Below are 13944 nucleotides of genomic sequence, written 5' to 3'. Positions count from 1 at the left end.
CAGCAGGAGGTTTACATGTCAGTGGTAGATAATTCGCCGGATTCTGTGTCGTCGGTATTGAAGGTGTTTGGCATCTTGCAGGCACTGGGCGAACAAAAAGAGATAGGCGTCACCGAGCTGTCCCAGCGGATCATGATGTCCAAGAGCACCGTCTATCGCTTCTTGCAGACGATGAAGACCCTGGGTTACGTCAAGCAGGAAGGGGAGACGGACAAATATACCTTGAGCCTGAAGCTGTTCGAGCTGGGCGGCAAGGCACTGGGTTATCAGGACTTGATCCAGATAGCCGATGTCCAGATGCATCGGCTGGGCAAGTTGACCAAGGAGACGCTGCACCTGGGGACGCTTGACGAAGACAGCGTCGTCTATCTGCACAAGATCGATTCCGAATACAACCTGAGGATGTATTCGCGCATCGGGCGTCGCTGCCCGCTCTACAGCACCGGCCTTGGCAAGGTGATGATGGCCTGGTTGCCGGAAGAGGAAGTGCGCAGCATGCTGGCCAACGTGACCTTCGAGCGCTTCACCGAGCACACCCTGGCCAACATCGATGAAGTGCTGGCGGAGCTGGTACGGGTGCGTGAGCTGGGTTACGCGGAAGACAACGAAGAGAACGAGCATGGGCTGCGCTGTTTTGCGGTCCCTATCTATAACCGGATGGGGCGCATCATCACCGGGCTTTCTCTGTCACTGCCGGTCGTGCGTTTTGACGAGAGCAAGCGAGCCGAGCTCATCCGTCTGCTGCATGAGGCCGCAGGCCACATCTCGGCGGAGCTGGGTTATCACGACTACCCCTTTACCCCGCGCTGAGGCGTCGAGTTCAGGTTCACTCCTTCTCCCATGAAATGAGGGATGCCAGTCGCACTTGGCTGGCATCCCTAAATCATCTCGCTTATCGAACCTTGTCTGGCTCTGGCGAGCCCCTACGCTGGCTGCGATAGAGTGACAAGATGGTGTAGCCATTGATGACGAGAAACATCCCCTCCAGCAAGATCCCCCCTATCGATCCCGCCCAGATATTGTGAATGACCCAGCACAGACTGCTGGCCAGCATGCACCAGCGCAGTGATAACCCCTGTAATCGGAACAGTGCGTAGGTACTCAGCGTGGTACCTACCAGGGTGAGCAGTTGGGCGGGATCGGTCAGCTGAGGCAGCACCAATCCCCAGGCCAGGGCAATGAACAACAGCATGACGGCCGGGGTGCGATAATGGCCGGAGACCCAGGTCCGGATCGCGCACAGCAGGCAGTTGATGGCGGCGGCCGTGGCGCCGAGCAGCAGGAAGTGCAGAGTCAGGAGCACTCCATTGAGGGTCAGCAGCCGCCGCAGTTTGGTATCCTGGCGTTGCAGGAAGGCGCTGGCACCGATGGCCCAGGCCAGCAGGCCGAGTAGTTGGGCTAACCAGGGGGAGTCGAGCGACATGGAACGAATATCCGTGATGACAAGAACGAAAAAAGGCGCCATCGGCGCCTTTTTGCATGCTGAGGGCTCAACGAGCCAGCCAGCCACCGTCGACGGCGATGGTGTAGCCGTTGATGTAGTCAGAAGCCGCGGAGGCCAGGAACACGACAGGGCCCATCATGTCATCCGGCACACCCCAGCGACCGGCCGGGATCCGTTCCAGAATGGCAGCGTTGCGATCCTCATCGGCGCGCAGGGCGGTGGTGTTGTTGGTGGCCATGTAACCCGGGGCGATGGCGTTGACGTTGATGCCCTTGCTGGCCCATTCGTTGGCCAGCAGACGGGTGATCCCCATGACGCCGCTCTTGGAGGCGGTGTAGGAGGGCACCCGGATCCCGCCCTGATAGGAGAGCATGGAGGCGATGTTGACTATCTTGCCGCCCTGGCCCTGGGCGATGAACTGCTTGGCGACCGCCTGGGACATGAAGAAGACGCTCTTGATGTTGATGTTCATCACATCGTCCCAGTCTTTCTCGCTGAAGTTGATGGCATCTTCCCGGCGAATGATGCCGGCGTTGTTGACCAGGATGTCGACGCGGCCGAACCGGGAGACGGCTTGATCCACCAGGGCGGGCAGGGTATCCACCTTGCTGACGTCGGCCTTGAGACTCAGGAACCGGCGACCGAGCGCCTCAACCTTGGCAATGGTGTCGGCGGGTTCGACGATGTTGATGCCGACGATGTCGCAGCCAGCTTCGGCCAGACCGAGTGCCATGCCCTGACCGAGACCGGTGTCACAACCGGTCACGATGGCAACCTTACCCTTCAAATCGAATGCGTTGAGAATCATCTTGTTTCCTCTACTGCCACCCGAAGTGGCAGATGTAAATGGGGGAAGACGGGCAGTGCAGACTGCCCGGGATGGAGTGGGGAATTAGCGCAGATCCTTGACGGCCACGTGATCCATGTCGCCGAACACCTGGTTCTCGCCGACCATGCCCCAGATGAAGGTGTAGGCCTGGGTGCCGACGCCGGAGTGGATGGACCAGCTTGGGGAGATGACGGCCTGCTCGTTGTGCACCAGCAGATGACGGGTCTCGTCCGGCTTGCCCATCATGTGGAACACGGCGGCATCGTCTTTCATGTTGAAGTAGAAGTAGACCTCCATGCGGCGCTCGTGGGTGTGGCAAGGCATGGTGTTCCACAGGCTGCCCTCTTCCAGCTGGGTCATGCCCATCACCAGTTGGCAGGTCGGCAGCACGTCCGGTACCAGGTATTTGTAGATAGTGCGACGGTTGCTGGTGGCCGCTTCGCCGATGGTGCTTGGCGAGGCTTGATCCTGGGTGACTTTGCGGGTCGGGAAGTGCATGTGGGCCGGGGCGCTGTTGTAGTAGAACTTGGCCGGTTGTGAGGCATCGACGCTGGCAAAGCTCAGCGCGCGGGCACCCATGCCGACATACAGCGCCTCGGCGTTGCCGATTTCGAAGGTGGTGCCATCCACCACCACCACACCGGGGCCGCCGATGTTGATGAGGCCGAGCTCGCGGCGCTCGAGGAAGTAGCTGACACCGAAGGTCTTGCCCAGCTCATCCGAGAACCCGAGGGTGCCGTGCACCGGCATCATGCCACCAAACACGATGCGATCGATGTGGCTATAGGTCATGGTCAGCTGATCCGGCGTGAAGATCTCTTCTACCAGGAATTCACGGCGCAGACCCTGAGTGTCCAGCTGTTTGGCATGATCGCTGTGGATACTTTGACGAATTTGCATAATTAACCTCGGTAATCGCCCTCGGGCGTTGGCAAGCGGGTGTGTCTTCAGTGGTTATAATCCTACCAAACAAAAAATAAAAATCAAAACAGCGTTTTGTATTTGTGATGCAAGTATCGCAGTGTTTATCTTGATGCTGTTTCAATTTTCCTCATCGCGCCGTCTGTCACTGCTGTATGGCGCGCACACTGTGCCCCCATGAATGGCAGATTCCTCATGATGAATGGCATGAGGGGCGGTTTGATTGGCGTCCTGACGGGGATCTGATAAGCGGCCTCTTTACTTTTTCTGTTTACTGTATAAAAATACAGTCATGTATCATGGAGAAGAATCCTATGCGCCTGGAAATCATCATCGACAGAAAACACCAGATCCCCACCTTGACCATGGAGGCATTGCGGCAGGAGCTGCTCAAGCAATTGGGGGAAAAGTTTCCCGACTTGCATGTACGGGTCGCTCCGGGCAACGCCATGGCACTGACGGTCAGTCGCGCCAGCAAGGAAGACAAAGAGTTGGCGGAGGCCATGGTGCAGGAGGTGTGGGAAAATGCCGACAGCTGGATGCCCGAAGCGGAAAACGCCGACGCCTGAGCAAGGGCAACCGGGTTTGATGAAGTAGTCAGGCAACTGACACCGACTCATCTCCACAGCACATAAAACGCAGCCACTGGGCTGCGTTTTGCATTCTTGCGCGTCCATTGACGAGGGCGGACGAGCCGCTGCTAGTTTAGACCGTTATCGGAGCCAGGATAGAACGACACCCTCACAAGCCGCTCCAGCGCTTGAGGCTCTCTACCTGCACGCGGCGATCGGCCTCGGCGATATCCCCATTGGCACGCAGGGCCTTGAGGGCGATCGGCAGGGCGCTGCGCACCTCGTCGGCGGTCATGCCGGCATGCAGGGCCGGATGATAGGCGAGCTTGAGCAGTACATAATCGAGCCCGGTCGGGAAGCTGTCGATGCTGTGGTCATTGAAGATGGAGGGAAATACCTTGTCAGAATCGTTGGGGAGTCCCATCACCTGAGTGAGCTCTTCCACCACGCAGTCCAGAAAACGCCCCTTGGCCCGGCTGTAGTCCACCGGGATGATGATGGTGGCACGGGTGATCTCGTAGCGGGCGTTGGTGGCAAAATTGGCCAGGCAGACCCCCTCCTGGAGCGCGATCTTGACCGAGTCATCCCGGCCTATGGTGCGGCTGGCCCAGCTCGCCATCTGCTGGCGCTTGGTCATGATGAGGGTAAGATTGGCATTGTCGTTGACGAGCCGGATGGGTTGACCGGTGATCCTGGCCAGGTGCTGGCTCTGGATCTTGACCACCTCGGCCTGCAGCGGTTTGTCACCAAACTCGTTGATGAGTTTGAGGCGAATCGGCCCCTGCCAGCGGGAGAAGCGCACATGCTGGGCATGGCCATATTCGCGCTTCATGGCGACCTCGAAGAAGCTTTGGATCAGGTAGTCGTCACTCTGCCAGCGCTCGGCTGCCTGGGAGGGGAGCGGCAGCAAGGCTGCCAGCCACAGCCATCCTAGCCGGAGTGGGTGACCAGAGCGTCGCCATGGGATCATGTTGCCTCCTTGCAAACCGGTGATTCAGCCGCGGGCCCGCTCGATATCGCGCCAGGTGAGCCAGAGCCTGAGATCGAACTCCAGTTGATGATAGTCCGGTTCCATATGCTGGCAGAGCTGGTAGAAGGCCTTGTTGTGATCCTTCTCTTTGAGATGGGCCAGTTCGTGCACCACTATCATCTTCAGAAAGGCCGGATGGGCTTCCTTGAACAGGGCCGCGATGCGGATCTCGTTCTTGGCCTTGAGTTTGTTGCCCTGGATCCGGCTGACATAGGTGTGCAGGCCGAGGGCATCTTTGATCACGTTGATCTTGCCATCGAAGATCACCTTGGAGAGGGGCGAGGAGCTCTTCAGGTAGCGATTCTTCAGCTCCATGGTATAGGCCAGCAGCGCCTTGTCACTCTGGACCGCATGTGTCTCCGGATAGCGTTTGGCCAGTACGTCGCCCAGCTTGCCCGCCGTGATCAGCTGTTGCACCTGGGCCTTGAGGGGCTCGGAGTAGCCTCCCAGATAGGTCAGTTCCGCCATGATTCGTCACTTTCACTCAAAAAAGAGCGCCATTGTAGTCATGAAGCCCTGGCTTGGAAACCATCGGGGCGCCTCGGGTCTCTCTATGCCAAGGCCTCGGGCCTCTCTTGCCAAGGAAAAAGGGCCGTCGTTGTTGCCAACGACGGCCCTGTCGGTTTGCCCCCAAGATTCCCTGACTCAGCGCAAGCGATAGAGGCCGGGATCCACCTCTTGGTAGCGGCTGGTCAGGTATTGATAGAAGGCGAGGCTGGAGGGCGAGCTCGGCTTTTTCAGCTCGTCCGCCACCCGCTCCGGCTTGGCGATGATGAACTTGGGATTTTGGCGCTGGATATCGGCCAATACCCGTTCGCGCACGTCATAGGGCGGGTTGACGTTGGCGAAGAACAGATAGGCAGAGGCGGGCTGGCGATCGGTCCACAGGTAATACTGCGGCTGGATGCCGTCGACCCAGATCTTGTCGGTCGGACCGGTTTCGGCCTTGATCCTGTCGACCCTGACCTGGGCCGGCGGATTGAACGGCTTGCCCTTGAGGTTGCCCTCCCAGGCGCTGTTGACCAGCAGGGCCAGCATGGCCAGCGAGGCCAGCCAGGGGGTCGCGCTGCGTACATCCCAGGCGCGCCACAGCGGCACCAGGATCAGCACCGGCAGGGCCCAGAGCAGACTGTTGCCGAGCACTTCCCGCACCCGCTCCAATGACCACTCCTTGGTGCTCCAGCCGTAACCGAGCTGCTGGGCCAACAACCAGCTGGCGGTCAGCACCACCAGCGAGATGCAGAGCAGCCCCAGCGCATCGGACTGCTGCTCGCTGCGATCCAGCAGACAAGCGAGCGGCAGCAGCCCCAATTGCAGATAGAGCACGTCGTAGTGATCAAACACATGGCCGGAGACGGAATTTGCGATCAGGGTAAACAGCACGCCGAACAGGGTGGCGCAGAGGGCGGGCAGGTACCACTCCTGGCGGCGGCCCATCATCAGCACGATGAAGGCGGGCAGCAACATGATGAGGCCGGTACGCAGCAGGCCGACGGCGCCGACTTCCGGCGAGAAGCCGTTGCCATAGCTGCCCTCGAAGAAGATGCCGAAGGCGTAGTATTTGAATTCAGCCAGCAGGCCAAAGTGCTGGAAGTAGGCAAACAGCGGGCCGCCAATCAGCGCCAGCCCCAGCAGGCTGGAGATGAGCAGGCCGAAGGCACAGCGCCATTGTTCGCGCAGCGCCCAGTGGCAGAACAGTACCAGATACCAGGCACCCCAGAAGGCGCCGTTGTTGGCGCGCATCCAGGCGACGATGGCGAAGGTGATGGCCGCCACCAGCGCCGGTCCCCAGCGAAATTGCTTGTCCAGCAACATGGTGATGAAGGCCCATTGGGCGATGAGGGCCAGATGGAATGTCCAGTCCTCGGTCATGTTGCCGTAGTAGTAGCGGGTACTGTAGAGCGCCAGCAGGGCCAGCATGCTGCCGAGCCGCGCCCGCAGGGAGAGGCCGAGTTGGGCAAAGGCTTGCCAGCTCGCCAGCAGGCCCAGCCAGCACAGCACCCACTCCAGCAGCCAGATCCCGAAGAAGCCGCCGAGGGAATAGCCGAAGGCATCGAGGGCGAAGATCATCGGGCCCTTGATGTCGATCATGTCGCGATACAGCACCCCGCCCTCACTCCACATCTTGCCCATCACCGCGAACAAGGAGGCATCAAAGCCGGGGGCCATGCCGTGAAACAGCGGATTGCGCAGGCAAAACAGCAGCGCCATCAGGGCGGTTAGCAGCACAACCAGCGGCTTGATCCCCGGATTGTGGCGTGCTGGGGTAAAACGGATGGTGCGATTCATGGGTGAGCGATTCCTGCTGGGAAGACGAAAGCGGGCCTATCTTGCCGAGGCTAGCAGCGCGATGCAATGGGATGAAGGAATGTGCTTGAAATAATTTATAAAAGTATCGTTTTTAGCCCCCTCACCGGCGAGCCGAAAAGCGGGACCCAGTGTTGCCGAGGCTAGCAGCGCTATGCAATGGGATGAGGGAATGTGCTTGAAATAATTTATAAAAGTATCGTTTTTAGCCCCCTCACCGGCGAGCCGAAAAGCGGGACTCAGTGTTGCCGAGGCTAGCAGCGCTATGCAATGGGATGAGGGAATGTGCTTGAAATAATTTATAAAAGTATCGTTTTTAGTGCCTGTTATACGCGAATGCGCGCCGAAAAAGCGGGGCCCAGTGTTGCCGAGGCGCTCAGTTTTTATGAATTGCGGCAGTGAAATATATGGGTTTACTTAAATAATTATCGCTTTCTGTTGGCTTTTTCCTGCTATATCCATCCATTGCTCTGGTTTGTGGCGGTGTGGCAGGTTTTCTGACTGCCACAAATGCCAGGGGCTGCCTCCTGTTATAAGGCCCTTCCCCCGAATGGGGAAGGGCCTCGGCTCATGAGACACCACTGGCAGCGCCTAGCCCTGGTACTCCACCAAGGCTGGCAGGGGGGCGAGCTCAGGCAGATGACGGGCCCAGCGAATAAAGGCATCGGCCAGGGTGATCCCCAGCTCCTGATTATGCTGGGTCAGGGTGCGGGCCAGCGCCGTGTAGCCCTCCTTGCCGGAGGCGGTGTAGGCGCTGGAGACGCCGCGATAGATGGCATCCATCTCGACGGCTTGCCATTGGCCCGGGCTCGCCTCCCACTCGAGGCGGATGATCCGGCTCCCCTTGGGCCGTGCGCCTTGATAGTTAAACCGCACCCCGGCGGTGTAGGGGAAGCTGCCGCTGCCATTGCCGGTCACGCCGTTGTTGGTGGCGTTGTCGATGGCGCCTTCCAGCGCCTCGGCCAGCTCGTGACCGTGTACCCGATAGAGGGTGAGCGGGATGGCAAAGGGCAGCAGGCGCCCGGCGATGTCCGCCTCGCTCAAGGGGCCTGGCTCGAGGGAGCAGCGCACGCCACCGGCGTTATGCAGTGCGAAATCAACCTGACCCACCTGCTCGCGGGCGGCGGCCAGCATGGCATGGGCCACCAGAGGTGCAACCTGGCTGCCAGCGGGCAGCGCCGCATCGGGCAGGCGCTGATGATGTAAGGGCCCGGCGAGCCGGGTCACGATGCGGCGGGTCATGGTCTCGAGTTCGGGCCTGTAACGCTTGGCCAGCAGCTGCTCCAGTGCCGGCGCCGGCTCGCAAAAGTGCAACCCGGTAGGGGGCGGGGAGGCAAAGGGCCAGGGCTGCCAGGGCAGCCATTCCAGTTGGCCGGCACTGCGCTGTACCCGGCCGCGTTCATCGAACTCCAGCTCGCACACCCCGAGGCAGAGCGCGCTGTGGGCGGCGTGCAAAATGGCAACTTCCTCGACCATCAGCGGATAGTCGCCCTCGCTCACCAGTCCAAGCGGCGCGAGATCCCCCAGCTGGCTGTGGGTATGGCCACCGATGATGAGGCTGAGCTCGGGGAAACGGGCGGCAAGGCGTTTGTCCTGCTCCAGCCCAAGGTGGCTTAGCAAGATGATGTGCTTGATCCCTTGCGCTGCGATCTCGCCAAGGGCCTTGCTGAGGGTCTGCTCGATGCCGTGGAACTGGGTATGGGGATCCGGGCTCGCGATGGCGGCCATCTGGGGCAGCGTGATGCCGAGCAGGGCGAAGGGGACGCCGTCGATGAGACGCTTGTGCCAGGGACGATGGGCATCAAACAGCATGGGTAAATCGCGCAGTCGCAGCGGTGCATCGGCCGGCTCCAAGCTGCTGTCGATGTTGGCGGCCAGCACCGGGAAGTCGAGCTGGCGCAGAAACTCCACCAGCGGGCCGTTGCCCAGATCGAATTCGTGATTGCCGATCACCATGGCATCCGGCTGCAGCCGGCGCAGCAGGTCGGCGTTGGCCCGCCCCTTGAAGCGGTTGAAATAAAGCGAGCCCTGGAAAGTGTCGCCGCCGTGCAGGAACAGGCACGTCTGACCAGCGGCCTTGGCTTGCTGGCGCAGCGCGTCGAGCCTGCTCAGGATGCGGGCATAACCGCCACACTGGGTGCGCCACTCGGACTCCCCTGCGGGGAAGAAACGCATGGGCGCCCCATCGAAATGGGAATGGCAGTCACTGAAGTGGGCAAGTTGAACCGTAATACTCATCTCGGTCCTCCTTAGAGAAAAAGAGCACAGAGTCTACTGCAATCGGCGGGGGGGATGCCAGCCCGGCAGAGACCGGGCTGGTAGAAGCGGATAAGGCGGGGACCCTGTTCAGGCAACCGGGTTGCCCCGCCTCCTATTTATCAGGCGGGGACCATGATCTGGGTGGCGAGGATCACCACCAGCAGGCCGACGGCGACGGGCACCGAGGTACGCTTGACCACTTCGAACGGCGACAGATTGCCCATGCCCGCACAGGCGACCACCACCCCGGACACCGGAGAGATGGTGCGCCCCAGGTTGGAGGCCTGCAGCATGGGGATGACCAGATAGGCGGGGTTGACGCCAAGGCTGGTCGCCAGGTGCGGGATCAGCTCCACGAAGGCGTAGAAGGGGGCGTTGCCCGAGCCGGTGGTGAAGGCCGCCAGGGTGGTGATGACCACCAGTACCAGCATGATGACGATGCCACCGGTGCCAAAGCTCTGGGCCAGATCCAGCAGGTTGGCGATGAAGCCAAGCCCCATCAGCCCCTGGGCGAAGACCCCGGCCCCCACCAGCAGCATGACCACACCGGCGAAGGCATCGGCCATGCTGCGCCAGCACACTTGCAGGCCGTCGAGCAGCTCCTTGCCGTTGCGCTTGCGCACCAGCTCCAGCAGGGCGGTCAGTACCAGACAGATGACGATGATGGTGACGATGTCGAGCTTGGGACCCACTTTACCGTCAAACAGCAGCACCCCGATGATGGGGGTGAAGGGCAGGATGGCGTAGAAGCCGGGAGCGTCGGTGATGAGATCGCTCGGCGCTACCGGGGCGTTGTGCTCGCCGGACTTCTGGTCCAGATAGCGCTGCCAGAAGAAGTGGGTCACCGCCATGGCGGCGATGGCCACCAGCGAGATGGGCAGGGTCAGCTTGAAGGCAAAGTCGAGCAACTCCATGTTGGCGGCCTGGGCGGCCATCACCACGTCCCCCGAGGTGGGCGCCAGTATGATGGCAGCCGGGGAGGCGCAGACTGCTGCCGCGGCGCCGCGGGAGATCCCCATGTTGACCATCAGCGGGAACAGGGTGGCCATCAACAAGACGCCGAGGCCAGTGGCGGAGCTCACCGCCAGCGACATGGCGCAGGCCACCAGGTAGGCGGCGACCAGCAGGATATAGGGGGACTTGATGATGCCAAGGGGTTTGCTCGCGAGTTTCACCAAGATGGTGTTGGCGCCGATGTGGCTCATGTAGCCGGCAAAACCGCACAGCACCATGATCAGCATGCCAAGGCCACCGCCCCGATCGACCAGCAGGAAGCGCACGTACTCGAACACGTCGGTGGCCACGTGGCCGGTGGAGGTGACGCTGGCAGGCAACACGGCCTTGCCCATCAGGGCGGTAATGGCCAGCAGCAGCAAGCCGCCGCTGAGCAGCACCCCGGTGGCCGAGTAACCCTTGAAGATGTAGCGACCCACGGCCAGGGTAACCAGGGTGCCAATAAGGAGTTCCATCATAAAAAAGTTCCTGAGTATGAAATGAAGGTGGGACATTTCATGGGTCAACCTGGACGTTAATCTGGCTAATGTCGAAATGCACCGACAAAAAACGCGCCGATTATTATCCATTAAGGAGTATTTCACCACGCGTTCTGCCCGTGGCTGTGATCCCGCTTGCAAATCCTCCGAGCTGGCGATCGGTGACATCTTGCTCGCTCGTGACGGGCACTCACCGACAGCAAGTGACAGCGGTCAGGATCGCGGTTAATCTCCCAGCTTGAATATTAATTCATTGATTCTTAATCGAAATAAAGTTAGGACTCACAAGGGGCAAGGCAGCGGGCAGATGGGACTCTTCAACAAGATAGGGGTGGTGGCGGCCCTGATGTATGTCGCCTCAAGCGGAGCCGAGTCTTCCCATTATGCCGGTATCCGGGTCGCCCCGGACATCAAGGTCGATTTCCAGTTCTATCGGGTCTCGGGGCCCGATGTGGCGGCCGTGATGCGCCAGATCGCCGCGCAGACGCCAGCCCAGGCCGGCGGTCATATCGGCAAGGCCAGCTATCAGCTCTCCTGGCAGTTGCAGACGAGGCCAACGGCGGCGCGCTGCGAGCTGGAGCAGGCCAGCGTAACGGCGCGCATCGTGGTGCGGGTGCCGAACTGGATGGACAAGGCCAAGGCTTCTGCCGCTGAGCGCCAGCAGTGGGACAAACTGGTGGCCGCCATGTTTGATTATGAGAGCCGCCACAAGGACATCTTGCTGGAGAGTGTCAGCCAGCTCGGCATCCGGCTGGCGCAGTTGCCGGTGACGCAAGATTGCGCCGCCTTGCAATATCAAGGCTGGCAGCAGGGGCAGGCGGTGCTGGACAGCACTCGCCAGCGCTTCGCCGCGTTGGCGCAGCAGACCGAACAGGGTCGTAAACTGGGGCTGGTGTGGCCGCAGCAGCGCTGATCCAGCCTCTTGCCGTCAAGCAAACGGGCTACCCGCAGGGGTAGCCCGTTTTGATTGGCGTCGGCCTGGCGGCAAAGAAAGATCGCGCCCCCTCAGTTGAGAGGCTTGCCCTTGAGCAGCTTGCGCACCCAGTAGCGGGCGGGATGCAGCGCCTCCAGCAGATCGGCGGCCAGTGGCAGCGGCTCACCACAGATCTCGCTGGCGATAAGCTCCCCGCACAGTGGCGCCGAGCACAGACCTCGGGAGCCCAATGCTCCCAGTACATAGAGGCCGGGATAGAGCGGCAAGGGGCGCGCATTGTCTGGATCGGACTGCAGCTTGGCGTAGTGATCAGCCAGGCCTGTCAATCGGACGACTGGCCCCACCACCGGCAGGTGATCCCGGCTGGCGCAGCGCACCCCGACGCGAGCCTCACCGCCGCTCACATCCACCTCGCTTGGCCAGGTCTCTCCCGGCAGACAGGCTTGCAGTCGCGCCTGGTTTTGCACCTGCTCCTCGGCGCTGTAGTCGGCCCCGCTCTGGTTGCGACCATAGCTGGCACCGATGCAGTGCTGGCCGTCGTGAGCCGGCGTGAGATAGCCGTCGTAGCAGAGCACCGTCTTGAGCTGACTCAGGGTCGGCGTGGTTGGTACGTGGCTCACCTGGCCGCGCACCGGGTAGAGCGGCAGCTCGGCAAAGGGTAGCAGGGTGGGCAGTTGATGACCGGCGGCGACCAGCAGATTGGGAGCCTGCCAGTGGCGGCCATCAGCGCTCTCCACCCGCCAGCCGTCTGCTTGCTCCGCCATGGTGGCGACCGGGGTCTCATATTCCAGTCGCAGCAGACCGCTCCCTTGCGCCTCGGCCAGCGCCGCGCGGGTCAAGTCCGCCGGGCAGAGCCAACCGCCCAAGGGGTAGATGACGCCACCATGGCCGCAGGGCAGGCCGCAGGCTTGTTCCGTCTCGCGCTCCGTGAGCGGATGCATCAATTCGGGCGGGAAGGGGCCCTGGCGCATCTTGGTGAGCTTGGCGGTGGATTTATCGTCATGGCCCAGCTGCACCACGCCACCCAGTTCGAAGGCGACAGGGTGACGCTGTGCCAGCGCCAGCAGGCGGCTTCTGGCATAACCGAAGGCCAGGGAGTAGAAGCGAGACAGGGAATCGTGTTCGCCATTGAGCAGCGGGTAGAGCGCGCCCTGGCGGTTGCCGGAGGCGCCCACAGCCGGGGCGCCATCGGCGCACAGCAGGGTGACGGCGCGGCCGCGCTCCACCAGCGAGAGCGCGGCCATGGCAGAGGCGATGCCGCCGCCGATGATCAACACCTCGCCAGGGCGACCCATGCGCTCGCCATCCTGAGTGCGGGCATACCAGGGGGCAATGGTCTGCTGCGGCTGCTTGTCGGCCCGCTCTCCCACCAGCATCTCCCGCTTGCTGCCATGGCCCTTGACCTTCTTCATGGCAAAGCCCGCGTCAATCAGACCGCGGCGCACGAAACCGGCGCAGGTAAAGGTCGAGATGGTGGCGGCAGGGCGGGCGAGGCGGGCGAGGCCGTCAAACAGGTCCTGGGTCCACATCTCCGGGTTCTTGGCGGGGGAGAAGCCGTCGAGGTACCAGGCGTCAACCAGCCCCTGGGCGCCATGGGGCACCTGGGGCAGCATCTCCTTGATGTCGCCAAACCAGAGATCGAGCCGAACTCGACCCTCGGCAAACGACAGGCGGTGACAGCCTTCGACCGGCAAGGGCCATTGGGCGATGAGATGTTGGCTAAGGTGCGCGAGCTCGGGCCAGGCATCCAGCGCCTTGCGCAGATCGGCCTGGGTGAGCGGGTATTTTTCGAAGCTGATGAAGTGCAGGCGGGCGCAGCGCGCGGGGTCAACGGCCTGTTCCAGGAAGGCTGCCATTGTCGCCAGAAAGTTAAGACCGGTGCCGAAACCTGTTTCGCCAATCACGAAACTGTCACTATCGTGGTGCGAAAATCGTTCTGGCAGGCGATTTTGCTGTAAAAAGACGTAGCGGGTTTCACTTAGACCGTTATCATTGGAAAAGTACACGTCCCCGAACTCACTGGAGACTGGAGTTCCCGCTTCATTCCAGTCCAATCGGGCATGATGTAAGGATGTTTGACTCACGTTTCCCTCTGCTCGCGTCACAAAATCGCGGGCATTCTACGTGAAAGCAGACCAGTTTGGCAGCCGAAAGC

At 61.3% G+C, this 13944-nt stretch carries 12 protein-coding genes; 3 read left to right on the top strand and 9 right to left on the bottom strand.

What is annotated here, in order from left to right; translation table 11 throughout:
• Window positions 1-15: 15 nt before the first annotated feature.
• Window positions 16-810 (top strand): DNA-binding transcriptional regulator KdgR, encoded by a 795-nt coding sequence (gene kdgR / locus BN1137_RS18570; RefSeq protein WP_050720016.1) that lies wholly within the window; start codon window positions 16-18, stop codon window positions 808-810.
• Window positions 811-892: 82 nt separating this feature from the next.
• Here the strand turns inward: kdgR and BN1137_RS18565 are convergent, their stop codons facing one another.
• The 3 genes from BN1137_RS18565 to kduI all read right to left on the bottom strand — a co-directional run bounded on the left by BN1137_RS18565 (window position 893) and on the right by kduI (window position 3173).
• Window positions 893-1423, bottom strand: coding sequence for a YgjV family protein (locus BN1137_RS18565; RefSeq protein WP_050720015.1), 531 nt, complete (start codon window positions 1421-1423; stop codon window positions 893-895).
• 67 nt (window positions 1424-1490) lie between these two features.
• Window positions 1491-2252, bottom strand: a complete 762-nt coding sequence (kduD, locus tag BN1137_RS18560; protein ID WP_050720014.1) for a 2-dehydro-3-deoxy-D-gluconate 5-dehydrogenase KduD — start codon at window positions 2250-2252, stop codon at window positions 1491-1493.
• An 84-nt stretch (window positions 2253-2336) separates the two neighbouring features.
• Window positions 2337-3173, bottom strand: a complete 837-nt coding sequence (gene kduI / locus BN1137_RS18555; protein ID WP_050720013.1) for a 5-dehydro-4-deoxy-D-glucuronate isomerase — start codon at window positions 3171-3173, stop codon at window positions 2337-2339.
• A gap of 335 nt (window positions 3174-3508) precedes the next feature.
• On the opposite strand from kduI, the gene BN1137_RS18550 reads away from it, so the two are divergent.
• On the top strand, window positions 3509-3763 hold the full coding sequence (locus BN1137_RS18550) for a DinI family protein (protein ID WP_050720012.1): 255 nt from the start codon (window positions 3509-3511) through the stop codon (window positions 3761-3763).
• A gap of 172 nt (window positions 3764-3935) precedes the next feature.
• Here BN1137_RS18550 and BN1137_RS18545 read toward each other — a convergent pair whose 3' ends face one another.
• The 5 genes from BN1137_RS18545 to dcuC all read right to left on the bottom strand — a co-directional run bounded on the left by BN1137_RS18545 (window position 3936) and on the right by dcuC (window position 10834).
• On the bottom strand, window positions 3936-4736 hold the full coding sequence (locus BN1137_RS18545; protein ID WP_050720011.1) for a DUF2927 domain-containing protein: 801 nt from the start codon (window positions 4734-4736) through the stop codon (window positions 3936-3938).
• 24 nt (window positions 4737-4760) lie between these two features.
• Window positions 4761-5264, bottom strand: a complete 504-nt coding sequence (locus BN1137_RS18540; RefSeq protein WP_050720010.1) for a M48 metallopeptidase family protein — start codon at window positions 5262-5264, stop codon at window positions 4761-4763.
• Window positions 5265-5441: 177 nt separating this feature from the next.
• The gene (locus BN1137_RS18535) at window positions 5442-7085 is read right to left on the bottom strand and encodes a hypothetical protein (RefSeq protein ID WP_050720009.1); all 1644 of its coding nucleotides are present in this window, start codon (window positions 7083-7085) and stop codon (window positions 5442-5444) included.
• 609 nt (window positions 7086-7694) lie between these two features.
• Window positions 7695-9341, bottom strand: a complete 1647-nt coding sequence (locus BN1137_RS18530) for a bifunctional metallophosphatase/5'-nucleotidase (protein ID WP_050720008.1) — start codon at window positions 9339-9341, stop codon at window positions 7695-7697.
• 140 nt (window positions 9342-9481) lie between these two features.
• Complete coding sequence (gene dcuC, locus BN1137_RS18525) at window positions 9482-10834, bottom strand: anaerobic C4-dicarboxylate transporter DcuC (protein WP_050720007.1); 1353 nt, start codon at window positions 10832-10834, stop codon at window positions 9482-9484.
• 328 nt (window positions 10835-11162) lie between these two features.
• On the opposite strand from dcuC, the gene BN1137_RS18520 reads away from it, so the two are divergent.
• Complete coding sequence (locus BN1137_RS18520; protein ID WP_050720006.1) at window positions 11163-11768, top strand: DUF922 domain-containing protein; 606 nt, start codon at window positions 11163-11165, stop codon at window positions 11766-11768.
• 92 nt (window positions 11769-11860) lie between these two features.
• Here BN1137_RS18520 and mnmC read toward each other — a convergent pair whose 3' ends face one another.
• Window positions 11861-13894, bottom strand: coding sequence for a bifunctional tRNA (5-methylaminomethyl-2-thiouridine)(34)-methyltransferase MnmC2/FAD-dependent 5-carboxymethylaminomethyl-2-thiouridine(34) oxidoreductase MnmC1 (gene mnmC / locus BN1137_RS18515; protein WP_198150676.1), 2034 nt, complete (start codon window positions 13892-13894; stop codon window positions 11861-11863).
• Window positions 13895-13944 lie beyond the last annotated feature (50 nt).

Origin of the sequence: Aeromonas tecta (genome assembly GCF_000820185.1) — a bacterium.
Lineage (GTDB): Bacteria > Pseudomonadota > Gammaproteobacteria > Enterobacterales > Aeromonadaceae > Aeromonas > Aeromonas tecta.
The sequence above is the reverse complement of the archived record's forward strand: the minus strand, read 5'-3'. Positions and strand labels throughout refer to the sequence as shown.

Excerpts from the sequence above, each read along its gene's own strand:
- dcuC (WP_050720007.1), bottom strand. The coding sequence starts at position 10,834 with ATGATGGAACTCCTTATTGGCACCCTGGTTACCCTGGCCGTGGGTCGC.
- BN1137_RS18535 (WP_050720009.1), bottom strand. The coding sequence starts at position 7,085 with ATGAATCGCACCATCCGTTTTACCCCAGCACGCCACAATCCGGGGATC.
- BN1137_RS18540 (WP_050720010.1), bottom strand. The coding sequence starts at position 5,264 with ATGGCGGAACTGACCTATCTGGGAGGCTACTCCGAGCCCCTCAAGGCC.
- BN1137_RS18545 (WP_050720011.1), bottom strand. The coding sequence starts at position 4,736 with ATGATCCCATGGCGACGCTCTGGTCACCCACTCCGGCTAGGATGGCTG.
- BN1137_RS18530 (WP_050720008.1), bottom strand. The coding sequence starts at position 9,341 with ATGAGTATTACGGTTCAACTTGCCCACTTCAGTGACTGCCATTCCCAT.
- kduD (WP_050720014.1), bottom strand. The coding sequence starts at position 2,252 with ATGATTCTCAACGCATTCGATTTGAAGGGTAAGGTTGCCATCGTGACC.
- BN1137_RS18550 (WP_050720012.1), top strand. The coding sequence starts at position 3,509 with ATGCGCCTGGAAATCATCATCGACAGAAAACACCAGATCCCCACCTTG.
- kduI (WP_050720013.1), bottom strand. The coding sequence starts at position 3,173 with ATGCAAATTCGTCAAAGTATCCACAGCGATCATGCCAAACAGCTGGAC.
- BN1137_RS18565 (WP_050720015.1), bottom strand. The coding sequence starts at position 1,423 with ATGTCGCTCGACTCCCCCTGGTTAGCCCAACTACTCGGCCTGCTGGCC.
- BN1137_RS18520 (WP_050720006.1), top strand. The coding sequence starts at position 11,163 with ATGGGACTCTTCAACAAGATAGGGGTGGTGGCGGCCCTGATGTATGTC.
- kdgR (WP_050720016.1), top strand. The coding sequence starts at position 16 with ATGTCAGTGGTAGATAATTCGCCGGATTCTGTGTCGTCGGTATTGAAG.